Raw genomic sequence first — 20,315 nt, forward strand, 5'->3', positions numbered from 1 at the left:
GTCTGAACTCACCCCTTGATTCGACCGGAATCTGGAATGTTTGAATCTATTCAGCAACTTATCGGCGGGCCGGAAGCGATGCCGCCGGCACATTATTCGGCTGCGCGGACCAGTGTTGGCTTGGTCGTAGCCGCTGTCGCGTGGGTATTCGCCGCCGACATCATGAAATCGGAGATGCGCGGCACGATTTCGGAACGGAAACGCGATCCGTTGAACACACCGTAGTGCCCGACGCCCTTTTGCACGTAGTGCACGCGGCGATGATCGGGAATGTGGGGGCACAGCGCGTGCGTCGCTTCGGTCTGACCGAGGCCCGAGATGTCGTCTTTCTCGCCTTCCACCGTCATCAGCGCCACGCGGTGGATCTTCGACGGATCGACCGGCTTGCCGCGATGGATCATCTTGCCCTTGGGCAGCGCATGCTTGACGAACACGACATCGACCGTCTGCAGGTAATACTCCGCCGTGAGATCCATCACCGCGAGGTACTCGTCGTAGAACTCCCGGTGCTTGTCGACCATGTCGCCGTCGCCCTTCACCAGATTATTGAACAGCGCCTTGTGCGCGTCGGTGTGGCGGTCGAGATTCATGGTGATGAAGCCGGACAACTGCAAAAAGCCCGGATAGACGTCGCGCATCACGCCGGGATGCGGGAACGGCACCTTGGTGATGACGTGGTTGCGGAACCATTCGATGCCGCGCTCTTCGGCAAGGTTGTTCACCGCGGTCGGATTGCGGCGGGTATCGATCGGGCCGCCCATCAGGGTCATCGACAGCGGCACGAACGGATCGCGCGCGGCTTCCATCACGGAAACCGCCGCCACCACCGGCACCGAGGGCTGGCACACCGCGATCACATGCATGTTGCCGCCGAGCACGTGCAGCATCTCGATGACGTAGTCGACATAGTCGTCGAGATCGAAGCGGCCCGCGGTGAGAGGAACCATGCGCGCATCCGTCCAATCGGTGATGTAGACTTCATGCGTCGGCAGGAACGCCTCGACCGTGCCGCGCAACAGCGTCGCGTAATGGCCGGACATCGGCGCCACGATCAGCACGCGCGGCTGCGGGTTGCGCAGCGGGCGCGTCAGCTTGCGATCGAAATGCAGCAGGCGGCAGAACGGTTTTTCCCAGATCGAGCGGACCTCGACCGGCGTGCGGACGCCGTTGACCTCGGTGAAGTCGAGCCCCCATTCGGGCTTGCCGTAACGGCGGGTGGTGCGCTCGAACAATTCGCAGGCGGCGGCGATCGATTTGCCGATTTCGGTATGCGACCAGGGATTAAGCGGGTTTTGAAACAGGATCTTGGTGGCGTCGGTCACCGCACGTGCCGGATTGAGCGACGCGTGGCCCATTTCGTACATCCAGTACATCGGCGTCGTGAACGCCGGACTGCCTTCGGCCACCAGCGGCGGTGCGCCGCCAAACTCACCAATCGGCATTTACCATGATCCCTGTTTTGCGACGCAGCATACTGCCGAATGCGTAATTAAGCGTCAATGCGGCGGCCGGTAGATCTACGGGGGCAAAAAGCCAAAACCCTCATGAATTCACGGAAATAGTGACTTATTCGCCACCCCCGAGCAGCGATCCCACCCGTTTGGCGCTGCGTAAAAGCGCAAGGAAGATCGCAAAGGAGGCAATCAACAACATTACGTTGATGGCCAGCGACCAGACCATCAGATCGCTCCTGAAAGTTTGGTTAATGAGAAGTGCGCGCATGCCCTCGAACACATAGGTCGGCGGCAGCGTCCAGGCGATCCATTGCAGCCAGCCGGGCAGCACCGAGACCGGGTAATAGACGCAGGCGAGCGGCATCAGGCCGAACATCAGCGTCCAGACGATACTCTCGGCCCCTAGCCCGTTGCGCAGCACCAGGCCCGACACAAAAATCCCGATCGCCCAGCTCGTGAAGATCAAATTGCAGAAGAACGCGATCAGCGGCAGCCCGATCGCGAAGAAATTGAAATCGAAGAAGAACAGCGCCAGCAGCGTCATCGGGATGACGCCGATCGCAAGCCGGATCAGGCTCATGATCATCAGCGAGATCAGAAACTCGATCGGCTTCAACGGGCTCATCATCAGGTTGCCGAGGTTGCGCGCCCACATCTCTTCCAGAAACGAGATCGAAAAGCCGAGCTGGCCGCGAAACAGGATATCCCACAGGATCACCGCGCCGATCAGCGTGCCGCCGGCCCGGGCAAAGAAATTGTCGTTCTGCGCGATGTAGTTCTGCAGAAAACCCCAGGTGATGATCTGCAGCGCCGGCCAATAGATCAGCTCCAGGAGCCGCGGCCAGGACGACATCAGCAGATACCAATAGCGCAGCACCATCGCCTGGATACGGTGCCAGGAAATGGCGCGATGGACTGTGATCTCGCTCACGATGACGTCCCCTCCGCAACCCGGCCACGCGCGACGTCGAGGAATACGTCTTCCAGCGTGGTGCGGTTGTAGCGCGCCATGATCTGGTCTGGGCTGTCGTCATCCTCGATGCGACCGCGCTTCATGATGATGACGCGGTCGCACAGCCGCTCCACTTCCAGCATGTTGTGCGACGCCAGCAGGATCGTGGCGTCATGGGTTTTGCGATAGTTCTGCAAATGCTGCCGCACCCAGTCGGCGGTATCAGGATCGAGCGAGGCGGTCGGCTCGTCGAGCAGCAGCAACTCCGGCTGATTGATCAGCGCCTTCGCCAGCGCGACGCGGGTCTTCTGTCCGGCCGACAGTTTTCCGTTGGCGCGATCGAGGAAATCCTTCAGATCGAGATCGGATGCCAATCGCTCGATGCGCTCGGCGAGATTCTTCACCGCATAGAGCCGGCCGAAGATGGTGAGGTTCTGCCGCACCGTGAGCCGCATCGGCATGTCGACATAGGGGCTCTCGAAATTCATCCGGCCGAGCACCTCGGCGCTTTGCTCGGGCATCGCGTGTCCCAGCACCTGGACGCGGCCCGAGGTCGGCAGCACCAGCCCCATGATCATCGCGATCGTCGTGGTCTTGCCGGCGCCGTTGCCGCCGAGCAGCCCGGTGACGCTGCCGCGCGCGATCCGGAACGAGATGTCATCCACCGCGCGGGTGGTCTTGTAGAGCTTTATGAGATGCGCAACCTCGATCGCGGCAGGACCTTGCGGCCCGGCCGCGGGCGATGGCGCTGGCACTGTCTCGCTATCGACCATTTCGGGGACGTTCATTGAGCCATTGCGGGGGTGAGCGCAAGTGAAGCTCGTCATATAAGGTCGTCATGCCCGGGCTTGTCCCGGGCATCCACGTCTTCTCGATGCCGCCGCAAGAAAGACGTGGATGGCCGGGCCATAGGCGAGCGGTAGCGACGCCGTCCCTTCGGACGGCTATGCCCGGCCATGACGGAGGGAGTATTAGTCACGCGTGAGTTTGTGATCGTGCCCTCCGACGGCTAAACTCCTGACATGTCCGACGTTGTAGCCTCCGACTTCCGCCTTCCGCACCGCTATGTCCGCCTTGATACGATTCTCCGGCTGCGCTGGCTGGCGGCGCTCGGCCAGCTCACCGCGATCTTCATCGTGGCGCATGGGCTGGAATTCGACTTTCCCGTCATTGCCTGCGTCGCCGTCGTCGGTGTCTCGGCGCTGCTCAATCTCGCGCTGCAGGTGGCCTTCAATCCGATGCAGCGGCTGGAACCGCTCCATGCGGCGGCGCTGCTTGCGCTCAATATCGTCGAACTGGCTGCGCTCTTGTTCCTGACGGGAGGCTTGCAGAATCCGTTTTCATTCCTGTTCCTCGCGCCGGTTCTGATCTCGGCGACGGTGCTGCCGATCCGGCTGACGATCGGGCTCGGCCTGCTCGCGGTCGCCTGTGCCTCGGCGCTGGTGTTCTTCCATTTGCCGCTACCCTGGGACAGCGACGACCCGCTGGTGCTGCCGCCGATCTACCTGTTCGGCGTCTGGCTTTCGATCGTTCTCGCGATCGGCGTCACCTCGCTCTATGCCTTCCAGGCGGCCGAGGAGGCACGAAAGCTTTCCGATGCGCTGGCCGCGACCGAACTGGTGCTGACGCGTGAGCAGCATCTGACCCAGCTCGACGGCCTTGCCGCTGCCGCCGCGCATGAACTCGGCACACCCTTGTCGACGATCTTTCTGATTTCGCGGGAGCTGGAAAAGACCATCGAGGGCAATGGCCAGCTCGCATCCGACCTCAAGACCCTGCGCGAGCAGGCGCAACGCTGCCGCGACATCCTCGCCAAGATCACCCAGCTCTCCTCGTCGGGGGCGCCGTTCGACCTGATGCCGATATCGACGCTGATCGAGGAAGCGGTGGCGCCGCACCGGGATTTCGGCGTCGCGATCAAGGTGCGGCTTGCTGTCGCAGCCACGCGCGAGCCGGTCGGCGCCCGAAACCCGGCGATCCTCTACGGCGTCGGCAACATCCTGGAGAATGCCGTCGATTTCGCCCGGACGACGGTTGAGGTTAATGCCTGGTGGAACGCCGATACGGTCGAAATCGTCATTTCCGACGACGGACCGGGCATCGCGCCCGATATGCTGAAACGGATCGGGGAACCCTATTTGTCCAGGCGCCGTAGCGCCGATGAGGCCCATCGCGAACGCGCCGGCCTCGGTCTTGGCATTTTCATCGCCCGAACGCTGCTGGAACGCACCGGCGCCAAGGTTTCCTTCTCCAACCGGACCTTTCCCGATCACGGCGCCGTGGTGCAGATCGCATGGCCGCGCGCCCGCTTCGAGGCCGCGGAAAGTACGGAATCCGCCGCCGGATCAGAGAATTAGAATTCCGTTAGGGATTAGGGGAAATCGGGCCGCGCGACCTTTGGGGCCCTTGGCAGTGCAAAATGGCCGCGCCATATGCTTTATATTGTGCTCTGGATCCGCAACCGGGAAACCCTGCCTTGAACGCCATCGCCGAACTGAACGATCTCTCCGACCGCTCGCTGTTGATCGTCGAGGATGACAAGCCGTTTCTGGAGCGCCTGTCGCGCGCGATGGAAACCCGCGGCTTCGCGGTGACATCCTGCGACACCGTGTCCGACGGACTGGCGCAGATCAACAAGGCCGCGCCGGCCTTTGCTGTCGTGGACCTGCGGCTCGGCGACGGCAACGGACTCGACGTGGTGTCGGCGCTGAAGCGCAAGCGCCCCGACGCGCGCACCATCGTGCTGACCGGCTACGGCAACATCGCAACCGCCGTCACGGCGGTGAAGATGGGCGCGGTGGATTATCTCTCCAAGCCTGCCGATGCCGATGACGTGGTCGCCGCGCTGCTTGCGAGCGGCACCGAGAAATCCGAGCTGCCGTCGAACCCGATGTCGGCGGACCGCGTGCGCTGGGAGCACATCCAGCGCATCTATGAGATGTGCAACCGCAACGTCTCCGAAACCGCGCGGCGTCTCAACATGCACCGCCGCACCCTGCAGCGGATTCTCGCGAAGCGCGCGCCGCGCTAACTTCCCGATATTGTAGCCCGGATGAGCGCAGCGACATCCGGGACTTCATTAGCACCGGCCCCGGATGTCGCTGCGCTCATCCGGGCTACAATCTCCCCTCCGATTGCCTCACCGGTAACGGTTGCCCCTTAGCGGATCACATTTTCCGCTTGCCGAGGCGTGCGACAGCCTCGACTGTATTCAGGCTGGGCCAATCGCAGTCGCTGCCCAAGCCAGCGAGCCCGGCCGCGCTTGGAGTGACCGGCCATGAAGCATTGGATGCGCTGGCTGCCAGGTCTCGACACCCTCCGTCGATATGAAGCGGCGTGGCTCAGGCACGATGTCCTTGCCGGGCTCGTGCTGGCAGCCATGTTGGTCCCGGTTGGCATTGCGTACGCGGAGGCCTCGGGCTTGCCCGGCATCTACGGTCTGTACGCGACGATCATACCGCTCCTTGCCTACGCGTTGTTCGGCCCAAGCCGCATCCTTGTCCTGGGACCGGACTCGGCGCTTGCAGCTATCATCCTTGGCGTCCTCGTTCCGTTGTCGGGTGGCGATCCCGTCCGCGCCGCAACCTTGGCCGCCATGATGGCAATCGTTTCCGGGACGATATGCATTCTGGCTGGAATCGCGCGCCTGGGCTTTGTGACCGAGCTTCTTTCGAAGCCGATACGCTACGGCTACATGAACGGAATTGCGCTGACCGTATTGATCAGCCAACTGCCGAAGCTCTTCGGCTTCTCGATCGAGAGCGACGGACCTTTGCGGAGCTTGTGGGCGGTCGCCCGCGCCATCTTTGACGGAAAGACCAACTGGGCCGCCGCCGGGATCGGGCTCGGCACGTTGGCGGCTATCCTGCTGCTTCAGAGATACAAGCGACTACCAGTCGTCCTGATTGCAGTCGTTGCGGCAACTGTCGCCGTCGCTGCGCTGGACCTTGCGGCGCGTTACGGCGTGACGGTTCTGGGTCCGTTAGCGCAGGGTCTGCCCGGCTTCGCCGTTCCCTGGATCGGCCCCGCCGATGTCATTCCCGTGCTGATCGGCGGTTGCGCCGTCGCCATGGTTTCCTTTGCTGACACCAGCGTGCTCTCGCGGTCATATGCCGCGCGATTGGGCGATCGGGCCGATCCCAACCAGGAGATGGTGGGGCTTGGCGCCGCCAATCTGGCAACCGGACTTTTTCAGGGTTTTCCGATCAGCAGCAGCAGTTCGCGTACGCCCGTTGCCGAAGCCGCCGGCGCCCGCACCCAATTGACCAGCGTCGTTGGTGCGCTCGCCATTGCCTTCCTTCTGCTGGTGGCGCCAAACCTCCTTCAGCATTTGCCCAACGCGGCATTGGCCGCCGTCGTCATCTCCGCCGCGATCAGCTTGTTTGAGATCACCGATCTCAAGCGGATCTACCGCATTCAGCGGTGGGAGTTCTGGCTTTCGATCGTCTGCTTTGTCGGCGTCGCCGTGCTCGGCGTGATTCCGGGAATAGGTCTGGCAATCGCCATCGCCATTGCCGAGTTTCTATGGGACGGGTGGCGTCCTCACTCCGCCGTATTGGGCCGCGCCGACGGCGTGAAAGGTTATCACGACATCACGAGATATCCGGATGCACGCCAGATTCCCGGGCTGGTGCTGTTCCGATGGGATGCGCCCCTGTTTTTCGCCAATGCCGAATTTTTCAAGGAGCGCGCGCTGGATGCGGTGGCGAAGTCGCCGACGCCTGTACGCTGGCTGGTCGTTGCGGCGGAGCCGGTCACCAGCGTGGACGTCACTGCCGGTGATACGCTCGCTGAATTGGACGAGGCGTTGCACGCGCAGGGAATCGAGCTTTGTTTTGCCGAACTCAAGGATCCCGTGAAGGACAAGCTGAGGAAATTCGGATTGTTGACGCAGCTTGGCGAGAGTAACTTTTTCCTCACCGTCGGCGCAGCCGTTTCCAGCTACCTCGAAGTCCATGACGTCGAGTGGGAGGACTGGGAAGATCAAGCCGCACGGTAGGCAGCTTGAACCGGCCCGCCTGTTTCGCCGGCTAAAACTCCGCATGCCCCTGCGGATCGACCAGACGGTTGATCCGTTGCGCGGCCGCCATCGCAAACCGCACCGTCATCGATTTGCGCGTCGCCGCCGGCAGCCGATGCTCCGGCGCTTCGCAATGCAGGTGGGCGCCATAGGCATCGGCGATGATCAGGCCGGTGCCTTCAGGAAAAATCTCGCAAGGCAGGTCCTGCGTGAAGGCGAAGAACAGCCGGTCGCAATGCATCCGGTAGTCCTGCCATTTCTGGTCGGCGCGCAGATCTTCCACCGACGACTTGATCTCGACGATCCAGATCTCGCCCTTCTCATTCATCGCCACCAGATCGGCGCGTCGGCCCGACGGCAGCGGCAGTTCGCTGATGCAGGAAAAGCCCAGCGACCGCAACAGCCGCGCGGTGCCGCGTGCGATCGCGAGCGCCGTCTCCGACTGGCGGCGATCCGGCGCGGGCACGAGGCTGATGTGGCGGACGGGTGATGATTCCATGGCACTCGAACCATAACCGATTTCGGACCGTCCAACAGTCGGACCAGCGCACCATCAGCCGCAATTTCGACCCCGGCCCGCCTTGTTTTCGGCCACAGCCCCGCGAGGGCGGTGGAACTTGGGTTCCGAGGGGACGAAACATCTGGAGAAGATCCATGAAGTCACGCACCACGCTTCGCTCGCTCGCATTCGCTCTCGCCGCCCTCCCTCTCGCCGCCGGCCTGTCACAGGCCAACGCCAAGCCCGCCGTCGAAGTCGCCTTCGTGCTGGATACCACGGGCTCGATGGGCGGCCTGATCGAAGGCGCCAAGCGCAAGATCTGGTCGATTGCCACGGCCATCGTCGATTCAAATCCTGACGCCGACATCCGCATGGGCCTCGTTGCCTATCGCGACATCGGCGACGACTACGTCACCAAGAAGATCGACCTCACCACCGACATCCAGGATCTCTACGCCCACCTGCTCGAACTGAAGGCGCGCGGCGGCGGCGACTGGCCGGAGAGCGTCAACGAGGCGCTCGACGTTGCCGTCAACAAGCTGCAATGGACCAGCGGCAGCGATGTCAGGCGGATCGTGTTCCTGGTCGGCGACGCGCCGCCGCACATGGATTACGCGCAGGACACCAAATATCCGGTTACGCTGTCGGTGGCGAAGCAGAGGGACATCATCGTCAATGCGGTGCTGGCCGGTAACGCCCAGGACACCGCGCGGATCTGGCGCGACATTGCCCAGAACGGGAACGGCCGCTTCATTCCGATCCCGCAGGACGGCGGCGAGGTGGTGCTGATCGAAACGCCGTTTGACGAGGAGATCATCATCCTGCAGCGCGAGATCAACGGCACCGTGATCCCCTATGGCCCGAAGCACCTGCAGAAGCGCACCGAGGGCAAGACCAAGCAATTGTCCGACGTCGCCGCCGCAGCACCCGCGCAGGCCTCGGAAATGGCGAGCTATCTCAACAAGCGTTCGAAGGTGACGTCCGAAGCCGTCACCGGCGACGGCGACCTCGTCGCCGACATCACGGCCCGCGGTCGCAGCTTTTCCACGATCAAGGAGGAAGACCTGCCCGACAATCTCCGCGCGATGAAGCCAGAGCAGCGCATGGATGAAGTCAACAAGCAGATGACCCAGCGCAAGGTACTCAACGAGAAGCTCTCAGCGCTGGTGGCCAAGCGTGACAAATACGTCGCCGACCAGCGTGCGAAGGCGGCGCCGAAAACATCCTCGTTCGACCGCGTCGTCGAGGATACGCTGAAGGCGCAGATCAAGCGGTGAGGTAGCCGCACCTGTCCTCCACGAGTCGTCCCCGCGAAAGCGGGGACCCATAACCACGAACAGAAGTTGTTGCGACGGCTGTGGCTCCAGCCCGCATCAACATCAGGCTTCTGTGGTTATGGGTCCCGGCTCGCGCTTCGCTTGGCCGGGACGACAAAGATCAGCTGTGCCGGCCCATGGCGAGCTGATAGATCGTCACCAGTACCTCGAACAGGATCAGCAGCACGATAATCACTTCGAGCCGCAGCGAGCGCCGCGTGTCGATGATATCGGTCAACACCTGCGCGCTCTCGGCTATCACGGCGAGCTTGCCGTTCAGCGATTCCGCACGCTCCTTGAGTTCGTACTCGTCCTCCAGCCGGGCATACAGCCGTTCCAGATGCGGCTTGTCCCAGAGCACGTCAGGCTTCTCTCCCACTTCGACCGGCCCCGACACCCGGTGCCGCACCAGCAGCGCGTTGCCGATATTTTGCAGGATCGAGCGACGGCTGCCGCGCATGCGCCCACTCCGCGCCAGTTCCCGCGCGAACGGTTCGGTCGTGTCAAATACACTGGCAACCTCGCGTTCGTGCCGGGCCAGAACCACGCTCTTCGCCAGCGCCTCGCCGATCAGGATCAGCCGGTCGGGCGAAAGGCTCTGCAGACATATCGGACCGCCGGGTGGGATCTGGTCTTCCTTTTCCGGGGCCAGCTCGATGATGGCGATCTCCTCGTCACGCCGCGCGAGCTTGCCCGTCATGCGATGTTCCAGGCCGCGAAGGAACTCCTCCTCTTCCAGCGCATTCAGCCCGATCAGAACCACCACGCCATAGCGGAACAGAATCGCGATACCATTCGCATTGACACGAAACGCGAGCGGTATCGTGGCAAGCACGTCGCCGCGCTCGAGGCCCGACATATTCAGGCGCTCGCTGACGAAGAAGGCGCGGGCAGTGATACGGGGCGCGACCAGCGGCGACGCAGAAGCCTGGCTGATGGAAGTCCCGACTGTCGTAACCACGATGACCCCCCGGAACTGGCCGGCGGAGGCCCTATCCAGCACCGCAAGCCAAACTGTCAAACCGCACGCAACCTATCACGGAGCTGTGTGCATCACACGCCGGTAACACGATGATTACAAAGCCGTGTTGACCACCTTCCCGGGATGAATATGGTGCCCTCATGGACAACAAAACCGATACCCAGGCCGAAAACCAGGCGAAGGCCGGCGCGATGATCGTGCCGGTGACGCTGTTCGAGCAGAACTGCACCATCATCTGGCACGAGCCCTCCAAGAAGGCCGTGGTGATCGATCCCGGCGGGGACGTCCCCAAGATCATGGGAGCGATCAAGCAGACCGGTGTCACCGTCGAGAAGATCTGGCTGACGCACGGCCATATCGACCATGTCGGCGGGGCCGCTGAACTGCGCGACGCGCTGCAGGTGAAGATCGAAGGCCCGCACATCGCCGACAAATTCCTGCTCGACAACGTGGTCTCGAGCGGCGAACGCTTTGGCATGACCGGCGTGCGCAATTTCGGGCCCGACCACTGGCTCGACGAAGGCGATCAGGTCTCGATCGGCGACCTCACCTTCGACATCCTGCACTGCCCCGGCCACTCACCGGGCAGCGTGGTGTTCTTCAACAAGGAATTGCGCTTCGCCCATGTCGGCGACGTCCTGTTCAACGGCTCGGTCGGGCGCACCGACCTGCCCGGCGGCAGCCACGCCACGCTGATCAATTCCATCAAGGAGAAGCTGCTGCCGCTCGGCGACGATGTCGGCTTCATCTGCGGCCATGGCGCCGGCTCCAGCATCGGCCAGGAGCGGCTGACCAATCCGTTCCTCACCGGCGAGATGTGAGCTGAATTAACGATCTGACGGAGTGGTGCCCGGCTACTTCATCAATCCCGCGGCTGTCAGCGCGCGGGTGATGACGCCGCTGACATCGATGCCGCGGCGCTTCGGCTCGCGCGGTGCGGGCTTGGGCTGGCGCACCGGTCTGTGGTTCCTCGACCAGAGTCGCGCGGCCAGATCGGACGACTGCAGGGATTCCGTGGCAGCCGATGCAACGACCTTCGGCGCCTGTTCCGGCTTGGCCACTTCGCTGACCGGGCTGACGCGCTCGGTCAGGCCGAAGAAATTGGCGATGTGATAGGACGAGGAAATCCCCGCCTCGATCAGGAACGCGCCCTCCGCGCCGTAACGCTCGTCATTGCCGGAGAGCCCCAGCGGCGTGCCGTGGGCCATGTCTGATATGGTGTAGGATTCGACGACGGTCTCGCCGTCGGCATTCCACCAGACTTCGCGCGGATGACCGTCGACATCGCCGATTGACATCGGCGCCGCCGGCAGTCCGTGGACGTCGAGCCACTGCTTGATGATCTCGTTGGCGTTGCCCGGGTTCACCGTGCGGTCGGCGGTGCCGTGCCACACCGACACTTTCGGCCACGGTCCTTTGTGCTTGGAGGCCTTGCGCACGAGATCGCCAAGCTTGTCCGCAGGGCGTGACGTCGACTGCATCATGCCGCCGAGCGCTTCCCGGACATTGCTGGCGATGCCGAACGGCAGGCCGGCGATGATGGCGCCGCCCGCGAATACTTCCGGATAGGTCGCCAGCATCACCGACGTCATCGCGCCGCCGGCGGAAAGACCGGTCACGTAGATGCGGCGCGAATCGAGTTTGTGATCGGCGACCATGCGCGCGACCATCTGCCGGATCGAACCGGCCTCACCGCGGCCGCGCGCGATGTCGCCCGGATTGAACCAGTTGAAACAGGTGTTGGCGTTGTTGGCCGCCTGCTGCTCGGGCATCAGCAACGCAAAGCCGTAGCGTTTGGCGAGCGTCGACCAGCCGGTGCCGAAATCGTAACCGGTCGCGGTCTGGCCGCAGCCGTGCAGCACGACGACAAGGGCGCGCGCAGGCAACAATTGCTCCGGCACATAGGCAAACATCTTGAGCGCGCCAGGATTGGTGCCGAATCCGGTGATTTCGACCAGCGGACTTTGGGCCCCGGGCGATGCGCTTCGGCCATAGATTCCCAGGCCATTGAACCCGTTCAGCTTCGGGAAATGGCGCAAGAATTCGACGTTCTTGGCGAGGGACAACAAGAGCTCCTGGGGCGATTGTTCTTAGATTTAGATCACGCGATCCAAAACACATAGTTGCTGCACTGCAAAATAAAAAGGCCGTGCACTGTCATTCCCCACAATCAAATTTTGGCAGTTGACGTTAATTTGTCACGCCGTGATCGAACGCATCCATGTCAGGAATGCGGCGCAGGCGAGAATCGACGCACCAAACAGCGCGACCGCCGTGAGCAACGCCAGTTGCGCCGAATGCGCTGATTCGATCGCGAAGAATACCGCTCCGATCGCAGCCACGCCGGCGGCGTTGGCAATTTGCGCCGTCGTGCCGTACATGCCCGAGCCCGCACCGGCGCTGGCCGGCTTGACGCTCGACAGCACCGCGCTCGATAGCGGCGCCATCACAAGACCCTGACCGTAACCGAAAATCGTCAATACCAGCGCAAGCATGACCGCCGACGGCGCCTCGATCCATTCGACCGCAGCCACCAGGGCCGCAAGCCCCGCGACCTGCACCGCGCAGCCCTCGATCAATACCAGCGTGCCGCGATGTTTGGCGCGTATTCCACCATGCCGCGAAGCGATCACGAATGTCAGCGCCAGCGGCAGGAAGACCAGCCCCGCCTGCAGCGGCGGTATATGCAACCCCTTCTGCATGTAGATCGTCATGACGAGGTAGAACGAGAGGTTGGCGAAGAAGAAAAAGAACACGGCGGCCAGCCCGCGCATGAACGCGGCATCCGACAGCAGCGCCAGATCGATCAGCGGCATACCGCCGCGGCGGGCGACCGCGCGCTCCAGCCGCAGGAAGCCGGCGATGATGGCGATGCCGATCGCCATCACGAGCCAGACCGTGGGCGACCACTGCAAATCATGGCCTGATAGCAGCGGGCCGATCAGACACAGCAGCCCAAGAAACAGCACGATGGCGCCTGATATGTCGAGCCGCGTGCCGGCTCGGCGCGGCACTGTCGGCATGACCTTGAAGGCGGCTGCGATGATGACGGCGCCAAAGGGCACGTTGACGAAAAACACCGCACGCCAGCCGACGCCAGCCAGATCAAGCGTCACCAGGAGCCCGCCGAGCAGAAAGCCGGCCGCGCCGGCCAGTCCCAGCACGATGCCGTAAATGCCGAACGCGCGGGCGCGCGAGGCATCCGCAAACAGCAAGTGAATCGTGGCGAGCACTTGCGGCACCATCAATGCCGCCGTCGCGCCCTGCGCCAGCCGCGCCGCGATCAATTCGGGTCCGGATTGCGCGAGCCCGCACCACAGCGAGGTGACGGTGAAGCCCGCCACGCCCGCTATGAACACGTTGCGCGTGCCATGGATGTCGCCGAGCCTTCCGCCGGTAATGACAAGCGTGGCATAGGCGATCAGATAGATCGCGATGACCGCCTCGATCTGCGCCGCGCTGGCGTGCAGCTCGGCCGCAATGGTCGGGATCGCCACGTTAACGATGAAGGCATCGACCCCGAACATGAATTGCGCCGCGACTACGGTCGCGAGCACCAACCAGCGGCGCGAAGTATCGACGGGAGTTGAGACGATCTGATGCATGAGAACGGGGCCTTGTCCGGAAATCTGTGCGCCGGATGATCTCAGGCGGCGGTCATCTCAGCGATTACCCCGGAGGTAGGTGATCTCCCGCGTTCGTGAACGCAGCTCCCGCGGCCTGCGACCAAGCAGCATCGCCGGTTGTGGTGCGGAGGCCGAATGTGCCGTAAGCGGCTGCAGGCCGCGCATCCACTGGATTTGCAGGAGAGTCCTCCGCGCTTTCGGAATTTTTGGACTCCCCCGTTTCGATTGTGGTTTTACCGATACATTCCGGACATTATTCGAGAACAAGGCCGTAAAAGTCGCTGAATGCCTTTGCAGCTGCTCGACGGCCGGTCTAATTCCGCAAGATTTCCGAAATTCCTGGCGAGGGCCGATGGCAAAACTCGACGACACCGACCGCCAACTGCTGATGCTGCTGCAGGAGGACGACCGCCAACCGCTCGCGGCGCTCAGCGAAAAGATCGGCGTCGCCGTTTCCACCATCAACGACCGCATCAAGCGGCTGGTTCGATCCGGCATGATTTCCGGTTTTCACGCCCGGATCGCACCGGAGGCGGTCGGGCTCGATCTGCTTGCCTTCATCATGGTGAGCTGGAGCAATCCGAAGGTCGAAGCGATATTCCTGGAACGGGTGAAGGCATCGCCCGACGTGCTGGAGTGCCATCACATCACCGGCGCCTGGAATTATCTCCTGAAGGTGCGCGTCGGCACCACGCGCGATCTGGAACGCTTTCTCACGGAGACGATCAAGTCGGTGGACGGCGTGGAGCGCACCGAAACGCTGATCACGCTGTCGACGACAAAGGAGACGTGGAGCGTCCGCGTCTAACGCTAATTGATCCTCGCACTCCACCTGTTCAATAGAACATCAGGAACGGGAATTCCGGGCGACGGCATGTCAGCCGGGGCTGCGCGACCACCATGCGCTGGCCGCAGGCTTGCAGCATTGCCTTGCCCTTGCCCACCCCGTAGGTTTGCTGCCGAGCAAATCCAAAGAACAATAATTTCGGAGAGCAAACCCCATGGCACGCCTGAAATTTGGAGCCTTTCTCGCCCCGCATCATCCGATCGGCGAGAATCCGCTGCTCCAGTTCCGCCGCGACCTCGACTTTGTCGAACAGATCGACGCGCTCGGCTATGACGAGTTCTGGTGCGGCGAGCACCATTCCTCGGGCTGGGAAATGATCGCTTCGCCGGAAATGTTTCTGGCGGCAGCCGGCGAGCGGACCAAGCGCATCAAGCTCGGCACCGGCGTGGTCTCGCTGCCCTATCACCACCCCTACAATGTCGCGCAGCGCATGGTGCAGCTCGACTGGATGACCGGCGGCCGCGCTATCTTTGGCTCGGGGCCGGGCGCGCTTGCCTCCGACGCGCACACGCTCGGCATCGATCCGATGACGCAGCGCGACCGCCAGGACGAGGCGATTGCGATCATCCGCCGCCTGTTCAAGGGCGAGCGCGTCACCGCCAAGAGCGACTGGTTCACGATGCAGGACGCCGCGCTGCAATTGCTGCCGCTGCAGGAGGACATGCCGTTCGTGGTGGCGTCGCAGATTTCGCCGTCGGGCATGACGCTCGCCGGCAAATACGGCATCGGCATCATCTCGCTCGGCTCGATGTCGACGCAGGGCCTGATGGCGCTACCGACGCAATGGGGCTTTGCCGAGGATGCCGCCAAGAAGGCCGGCACCACGGTGAGCCGTTCCGACTGGCGCGTGCTCCTGAGCTGGCACATCGCCGAGACCCGCGAGCAGGCGCAGCGCGAGGCCGGCGCCGGCCTGATGCGCTGGCACAATGAATATAACGTCCGCACCCTGCAGCGGCCGGGGCTGGAGCCGTTTACCTCACCGGAGGACGCGCTCGAGAAAACCGCCGGTGGCGAAAATGCCGCCTCCACCATCGGCACGCCGGATGATCTGGTCAAAACCATCAAGAACCTGATGCAGGTCTCGGGCGGCGTCGGCGCCATCATCGGCTTCGTGCACGACTGGGCCAATCCGGAAAACACCCGCCGAAGCTGGGACATGGTCGCGCGCTACGTGATCCCGGAGATCAACGGTTACGTGAAGGGGCTGCGCGAGTCGCAGAAATTCCTGATCGAAAACCGCGCGGTGTTCGAGCGCGCAGGCCAGGCCGTGATGGCCAAGATCATGGAGAACGAAAAGGCGGCGGCCGCCTTGCAGCACACCGGCCCGGGCCGGGTGGCGATCCCGACCATCAACGCACCGGATCTGCAGAAGGAAGCGGCCAAGCGCAAGGCGTGACGGCCTCGTCAGGTACGACGCGATCTCTCCGCGTCATTGCGAGGAGCGAAGCGACGAAGCAATCCATCTATCCCCACGCGGAGAGATGGATTGCTTCGCTGCGCTCGCAATGACGGAGCTGGCAGCCCGGCCCTATTCGTAGGCCAGAAGCGCGGCTACTTCCCGTAATATTCCTGTACGGTGTCCCACGCGACGTTCTGCAGGAACGCCACGGTTTTTCCGTCGAGGCCGGCGAGATGAGCGTTGCCGACCGGCGAGCGTCCGGTGAGCGCTGCAAACACCACGCTGGCGGCGAGATAAGTGCCGGCCAGGCTCGGATGGCGCTTGTCGGCGGCGTACAGACCGATCTCGGGCTGCTTGTCGAGCGCTTTCGCAAAGGCAAGGCCGGCCGGGATCACCAGCGCGGCGTTCGCATTGCCCGCGACCGTATAGGCCTCGGCGAGCTGCGCCGTCATTTCGGGCTTGTCAGCATAGGCCCAGGACATGAAGAACACCGGTTTGGCGCCCTTGGCGCGCACGATCTCGCTGTTCTTTTTGGCAAACTCGGTGAATACCGACTTGAGGTTGGGGTGGATCGGGCACTGGCTGCAATCCATCATGATCGCGACATCGAACAATTTATCGAGCTTGTTGAAGACGACGTTGTTGTTCTCGTCGAAGGAATAGGAGCCGATCGCCTTGGGGCGGAAATAGCTTTCGACATCATGCCAGTCGATGCCGGAACCGCTGATCGTGACCGAGGTGGCGCGATAGGCCTGCTTGTTGGCGGCGTCGGCGGCCCGCTGCATCGCCAGCACGTGGCTGTGCATGCTGTTGTTGTAATAGAAGAAGCTGTTGCCGATGAAGATTTCGGTCTTGGGAAAATCCGGACCCAGCGTTTTGACCAAGGGTTTGGTCTGGGCCTGCGCCAGAGAATTTCCACCCAGCGCCACCAGCGCCAGCACCAGCACCAGCACCAGCACCAGCACCAGCAATCCAAACATCCGCGGCATTTCTACCCCCCTGACCATTTGATTTTGGCGAACCCTAGCACACGCTCGCGGCTTTGTGACGCGATCTGGAACATCGGGGGCATGGCGCCGGCCGAACGCACGCTTTGCCGCGGCTAAACAAGGGGTTATGCCCGGGGGCAGCCAGGCGCGGTTGCCCGGCCGATATTTAAAGCCGCGACAAAGCCACCGACACGGTGGATAATATTTGCGATTTTCGCAGATCGTCCGGAGCAATTGCCATGTCGATGCAGAATGTGGCTTCATCAGTCAATATTCCGGTGCCGCCGAATCCCAAGGCGTTGCGGCACATTCCCGGTAACGAGGGCTGGCCGTTTATCGGCAACACGCTGGCGGTGCTGGCCGACCCCAAAGGACAGATTGAGAAATCGGCAGCCAAATACGGTCTGATCTACCGCACCCATCTGTTCGGCGAGACCAGCGTGACGATGCTCGGGCCCGACGCCAACGAGCTCGTGCTGTTCGACCAGGCGCGCCTGTTCTCGTCCACCCATGGCTGGGGACCGATCCTCGGCCTGCTGTTTCCGCGCGGGCTGATGCTGCTGGACTTTGAAGAGCACCGGCTGCACCGCCGCGCGCTGTCAGTCGCGTTCAAGTCGGGGCCGATGAAGTCCTATCTCGTCGATCTCGACCGCGGCATTGCCGCGCGGGTCAAGCAGTGGAAGGCGAAGCCGGGCGAGATGCTGGTGTATCCGGCGATGAAGCAGCTCACGCTCGATCTGGCGGCGACGTCGTTCCTCGGCGCCGAGATCGGGCCTGAGGTCGACGAGATCACCCGCGCCTTCGTCGACATGGTGGCGGCAGCCGTGGCGCCGATCCGGCGGCCGCTGCCGTTCACGCAAATGGGCCGCGGCGTGGCCGGCCGCAAGCGGATCGTTGCCTACTTCGCCGAGCAGATTCCGATCCGCCGCGCGCGTGGCGGCGGCGATGACCTGTTCTCGCAGCTATGCCAGGCGACGCATGAGAACGGCGCTCTGCTGTCGACCCAGGACATCATCGACCACATGAGTTTTCTGATGATGGCGGCGCATGACACGCTGACATCGTCGCTGACCTCCTTTGTCGGCGAGCTTGCCGCCCACCCCGAATGGCAGCAGCGGTTGCGCGAGGAAGTCAAAGGCCTCGGCATCGAGGCCAACGACCCCTCCAGCCTCGACAATCTCGAAAAGATGCCGCTGTCGGAAATGGCCTTCAAGGAAGCGCTGCGGCTGAAGCCGCCGGTGCCGTCGATGCCGCGCCGCGCGGTGCGCGACTTTTCGTTCAGGGGATACGACATCCCCGCCGGCACGCTGGTCGGCGCCAACCCGCTGTTCACGCACCATATGCCGGAGATCTGGTCGGAGCCGGACAAGTTCGATCCGATGCGTTTCTCCGACGAGGCGCAGCGCACCCGCAACCGCTTCGCCTGGGTGCCGTTCGGCGGCGGCGCGCATATGTGCCTCGGCCTGCACTTCGCCTATATGCAGGCGAAATGCTTCGCACGGCATTTCCTGCAGAATCTGGAAGTGTCGCTGGAGCCCGGCTACAAGGCGGACTGGCAGATGTGGCCGATCCCGAAGCCGCGGGATGGGCTACGAGTGATGGTGAAGGCGGTTTAGATTCGACGCGTAGGGTGGGCAAAGGCGCATCGCGCCGTGCCCACCATCTCTCAACACCACCAATGTGAATGGTGGGCACGCTTCGCTTTGCCCACTCTACGATTTGCCCCTACTTCACCAGCGTCGTGAGTTGCGCGCCCTCGTCGGCCACGAACACCGCGATCAATTCCGCAGGTTCGGTCATGCTGGCATTGGCCGAGACCAGATGGGTTGCGCCGGGCGGCTCGAAGAACGACTGGCCGACCCCGAATGTCTCGACCGGACCGCCGGCCAATTGCGAGCGGATCTCGCCCTTGGTGATATAGGCGGTGACGGAGCCGGAATGCTGGTGGGGCGGCGTAAAGCCGCCGGGGCCGTAGAACACGCGCACGATGGTGACGCGCTTGCCAGCCACGTTCGGCAGCGCATGCGAGCTGATCGGCTCGACGACATCCTGCGAACCGGTCACGCTGTTGGCGCAGAGCGGTTCGATGATCGCCGACACCGCGTCCATGGTCGAGGGCAGCGTCTTGCCGATGACGAAGGCGCAGGCGAGGCCGGCGATGACAGCGAGATAGAACGGACGGCCTTCGGATGGTGATTGCTGGAATGTTGCAGACATTTGCGTCTCCCTTGCGATTTCTGCCGTCATTGCGAGCGAAGCGAAGCAATCCATCCTAACGCGCAAAGAAAGACTGGATTGCTTCGCTTCGCTCGCAATGACGGTGTGGCTCCTACCCCGCGCCCTGGTCGAATGCCTTCTTCAGCATGACGTAGCCCTGCTGCTGCTGGCTCCAGTTGCGGCCGCCGATCATGGCGCCGTCGACCACAAGATCATGCCCGTTGACGAAGGAGGATTCGTCACTGGCCAGAAACACCGCCGCATGCGCGATGTCATCCGGCAGGCCGGCGCGCGGGATCGGCTGCGCCGACTTGTAGACCTCGCGCATCACGGCCGGGGTCTTTTCGGCGGCTTCCACCGACAGGCCCAGCGCTTTGCCGAAAATGCCGGTCGCGATCGCGCCGGGCGAAATCGAATTGACGCGAATGTTGGATTCGCCGAGTTCCATCGCCACGCATTTGGTGAGGTGGATGACGGCGGCCTTGGCCGCGCTATAGACCATCGACGATGAATACCCGGCCAGCGTGCCGGCGATGCTGCCATTGTTGATGATGCTGCCGGAGCCCTGCTTGCGCATGTAAGGCGCCGCATGCTTCATGCCGAGCATCACGCTGCGGATCAGCGTCGCCATCGCCGCATCGAACCGCTCGACCTCGAGGCCTTCGATGCCGCCGGTCTGCGCCGGACCGCCGGCATTGTTGAACAGGCAATCGATGCGGCCGAATTTTTCCACCGAAACACCGATCAGCGCCTGCACCTGCGCTTCGACCGTGACGTCGGTCTGGCGGAAGATGCAAGCAGCGCCGAGCTTCCTGGCCAGCGCCTCGCCTTCCGGCGCGCGGCGGCCGGCGATGACGATTTTCGCGCCCTCGGCGACGAAGATCTCCGCGGTGCGCAGTCCGATGCCGCTTGTCGCACCCGTGATCACCGCAACCTTGCCGTCCAGCCGTCCCATGCTGTTCCCCCGATATTGGTCGACTCCAATATTCCCGCCTCTTGCGGGCAAGGCAAGCG

At 63.0% G+C, this 20,315-nt stretch carries 18 protein-coding genes; 8 read left to right on the forward strand and 10 right to left on the reverse strand.

What is annotated here, in order from left to right:
- Nucleotides 1-92: 92 nt before the first annotated feature.
- The 3 genes from CQ12_RS23070 to CQ12_RS23080 all read right to left on the reverse strand — a co-directional run bounded on the left by CQ12_RS23070 (nt 93) and on the right by CQ12_RS23080 (nt 3,179).
- Nucleotides 93-1,442, reverse strand: coding sequence for a polyhydroxyalkanoate depolymerase (locus tag CQ12_RS23070; protein WP_057837593.1), 1,350 nt, complete (start codon nt 1,440-1,442; stop codon nt 93-95).
- Between the two features lie 124 nt (nt 1,443-1,566).
- Nucleotides 1,567-2,334 carry an ABC transporter permease gene (locus CQ12_RS23075; protein WP_430642255.1) on the reverse strand — a complete coding sequence of 256 codons (768 nt, stop codon included), beginning with the start codon at nt 2,332-2,334 and terminating at the stop codon, nt 1,567-1,569.
- Nucleotides 2,335-2,381: 47 nt separating this feature from the next.
- Nucleotides 2,382-3,179: an ABC transporter ATP-binding protein gene (locus CQ12_RS23080; RefSeq protein WP_057837674.1), complete on the reverse strand. Its 798-nt coding sequence runs from the start codon at nt 3,177-3,179 to the stop codon at nt 2,382-2,384.
- 249 nt (nt 3,180-3,428) lie between these two features.
- Here CQ12_RS23080 and CQ12_RS23085 point away from each other — a divergent pair, with 249 nt between their 5' ends.
- The 3 genes from CQ12_RS23085 to CQ12_RS23095 all read left to right on the forward strand — a co-directional run bounded on the left by CQ12_RS23085 (nt 3,429) and on the right by CQ12_RS23095 (nt 7,405).
- Nucleotides 3,429-4,763 (forward strand): ActS/PrrB/RegB family redox-sensitive histidine kinase, encoded by a 1,335-nt coding sequence (locus tag CQ12_RS23085; RefSeq protein ID WP_057837595.1) that lies wholly within the window; start codon nt 3,429-3,431, stop codon nt 4,761-4,763.
- Nucleotides 4,764-4,882: 119 nt separating this feature from the next.
- On the forward strand, nt 4,883-5,437 hold the full coding sequence (locus CQ12_RS23090; protein WP_057837596.1) for an ActR/PrrA/RegA family redox response regulator transcription factor: 555 nt from the start codon (nt 4,883-4,885) through the stop codon (nt 5,435-5,437).
- Nucleotides 5,438-5,683: 246 nt separating this feature from the next.
- Entirely contained in the window at nt 5,684-7,405 is a 1,722-nt protein-coding gene (locus tag CQ12_RS23095) for a SulP family inorganic anion transporter (RefSeq protein WP_057837597.1), read from the forward strand.
- 31 nt (nt 7,406-7,436) lie between these two features.
- Here the strand turns inward: CQ12_RS23095 and CQ12_RS23100 are convergent, their stop codons facing one another.
- A complete protein-coding gene (locus CQ12_RS23100; protein ID WP_057837598.1) occupies nt 7,437-7,925 on the reverse strand; it encodes an MmcB family DNA repair protein in 489 nt (162 codons plus the stop codon).
- A 155-nt stretch (nt 7,926-8,080) separates the two neighbouring features.
- Here CQ12_RS23100 and CQ12_RS23105 point away from each other — a divergent pair, with 155 nt between their 5' ends.
- Complete coding sequence (locus CQ12_RS23105) at nt 8,081-9,202, forward strand: vWA domain-containing protein (RefSeq protein WP_057837599.1); 1,122 nt, start codon at nt 8,081-8,083, stop codon at nt 9,200-9,202.
- Nucleotides 9,203-9,362: 160 nt separating this feature from the next.
- Here the strand turns inward: CQ12_RS23105 and CQ12_RS23110 are convergent, their stop codons facing one another.
- The gene (locus tag CQ12_RS23110) at nt 9,363-10,100 is read right to left on the reverse strand and encodes an RMD1 family protein (protein WP_430642256.1); all 738 of its coding nucleotides are present in this window, start codon (nt 10,098-10,100) and stop codon (nt 9,363-9,365) included.
- Nucleotides 10,101-10,363: 263 nt separating this feature from the next.
- On the opposite strand from CQ12_RS23110, the gene CQ12_RS23115 reads away from it, so the two are divergent.
- Entirely contained in the window at nt 10,364-11,044 is a 681-nt protein-coding gene (locus tag CQ12_RS23115; protein WP_057837600.1) for an MBL fold metallo-hydrolase, read from the forward strand.
- A 33-nt stretch (nt 11,045-11,077) separates the two neighbouring features.
- Here CQ12_RS23115 and CQ12_RS23120 read toward each other — a convergent pair whose 3' ends face one another.
- Both CQ12_RS23120 and CQ12_RS23125 read right to left on the reverse strand, forming a co-directional pair.
- Nucleotides 11,078-12,289, reverse strand: a complete 1,212-nt coding sequence (locus CQ12_RS23120) for an extracellular catalytic domain type 1 short-chain-length polyhydroxyalkanoate depolymerase (protein ID WP_057837601.1) — start codon at nt 12,287-12,289, stop codon at nt 11,078-11,080.
- 132 nt (nt 12,290-12,421) lie between these two features.
- Nucleotides 12,422-13,828, reverse strand: a complete 1,407-nt coding sequence (locus CQ12_RS23125; protein ID WP_057837602.1) for an MFS transporter — start codon at nt 13,826-13,828, stop codon at nt 12,422-12,424.
- 373 nt (nt 13,829-14,201) lie between these two features.
- Here CQ12_RS23125 and CQ12_RS23130 point away from each other — a divergent pair, with 373 nt between their 5' ends.
- Together CQ12_RS23130 and CQ12_RS23135 are read left to right on the forward strand one after the other, a co-directional pair.
- Nucleotides 14,202-14,657, forward strand: coding sequence for an Lrp/AsnC family transcriptional regulator (locus tag CQ12_RS23130; protein WP_057837603.1), 456 nt, complete (start codon nt 14,202-14,204; stop codon nt 14,655-14,657).
- Between the two features lie 193 nt (nt 14,658-14,850).
- Entirely contained in the window at nt 14,851-16,092 is a 1,242-nt protein-coding gene (locus CQ12_RS23135) for an LLM class flavin-dependent oxidoreductase (RefSeq protein ID WP_057837604.1), read from the forward strand.
- Between the two features lie 155 nt (nt 16,093-16,247).
- Here CQ12_RS23135 and CQ12_RS23140 read toward each other — a convergent pair whose 3' ends face one another.
- Nucleotides 16,248-17,084 carry an SGNH/GDSL hydrolase family protein gene (locus CQ12_RS23140; RefSeq protein ID WP_057837605.1) on the reverse strand — a complete coding sequence of 279 codons (837 nt, stop codon included), beginning with the start codon at nt 17,082-17,084 and terminating at the stop codon, nt 16,248-16,250.
- A 239-nt stretch (nt 17,085-17,323) separates the two neighbouring features.
- Here CQ12_RS23140 and CQ12_RS23145 point away from each other — a divergent pair, with 239 nt between their 5' ends.
- A complete protein-coding gene (locus CQ12_RS23145) occupies nt 17,324-18,700 on the forward strand; it encodes a cytochrome P450 (RefSeq protein ID WP_057837606.1) in 1,377 nt (458 codons plus the stop codon).
- A 109-nt stretch (nt 18,701-18,809) separates the two neighbouring features.
- Here CQ12_RS23145 and CQ12_RS23150 read toward each other — a convergent pair whose 3' ends face one another.
- Both CQ12_RS23150 and CQ12_RS23155 read right to left on the reverse strand, forming a co-directional pair.
- Complete coding sequence (locus tag CQ12_RS23150) at nt 18,810-19,301, reverse strand: cupin domain-containing protein (protein WP_057837676.1); 492 nt, start codon at nt 19,299-19,301, stop codon at nt 18,810-18,812.
- Between the two features lie 112 nt (nt 19,302-19,413).
- On the reverse strand, nt 19,414-20,256 hold the full coding sequence (locus CQ12_RS23155) for an SDR family NAD(P)-dependent oxidoreductase (protein WP_057837607.1): 843 nt from the start codon (nt 20,254-20,256) through the stop codon (nt 19,414-19,416).
- Between the last annotated feature and the right edge of the window lie 59 nt (nt 20,257-20,315).

Source organism: Bradyrhizobium jicamae (assembly GCF_001440395.1).
GTDB classification, from domain to species: Bacteria; Pseudomonadota; Alphaproteobacteria; order Rhizobiales; family Xanthobacteraceae; genus Bradyrhizobium; species Bradyrhizobium jicamae.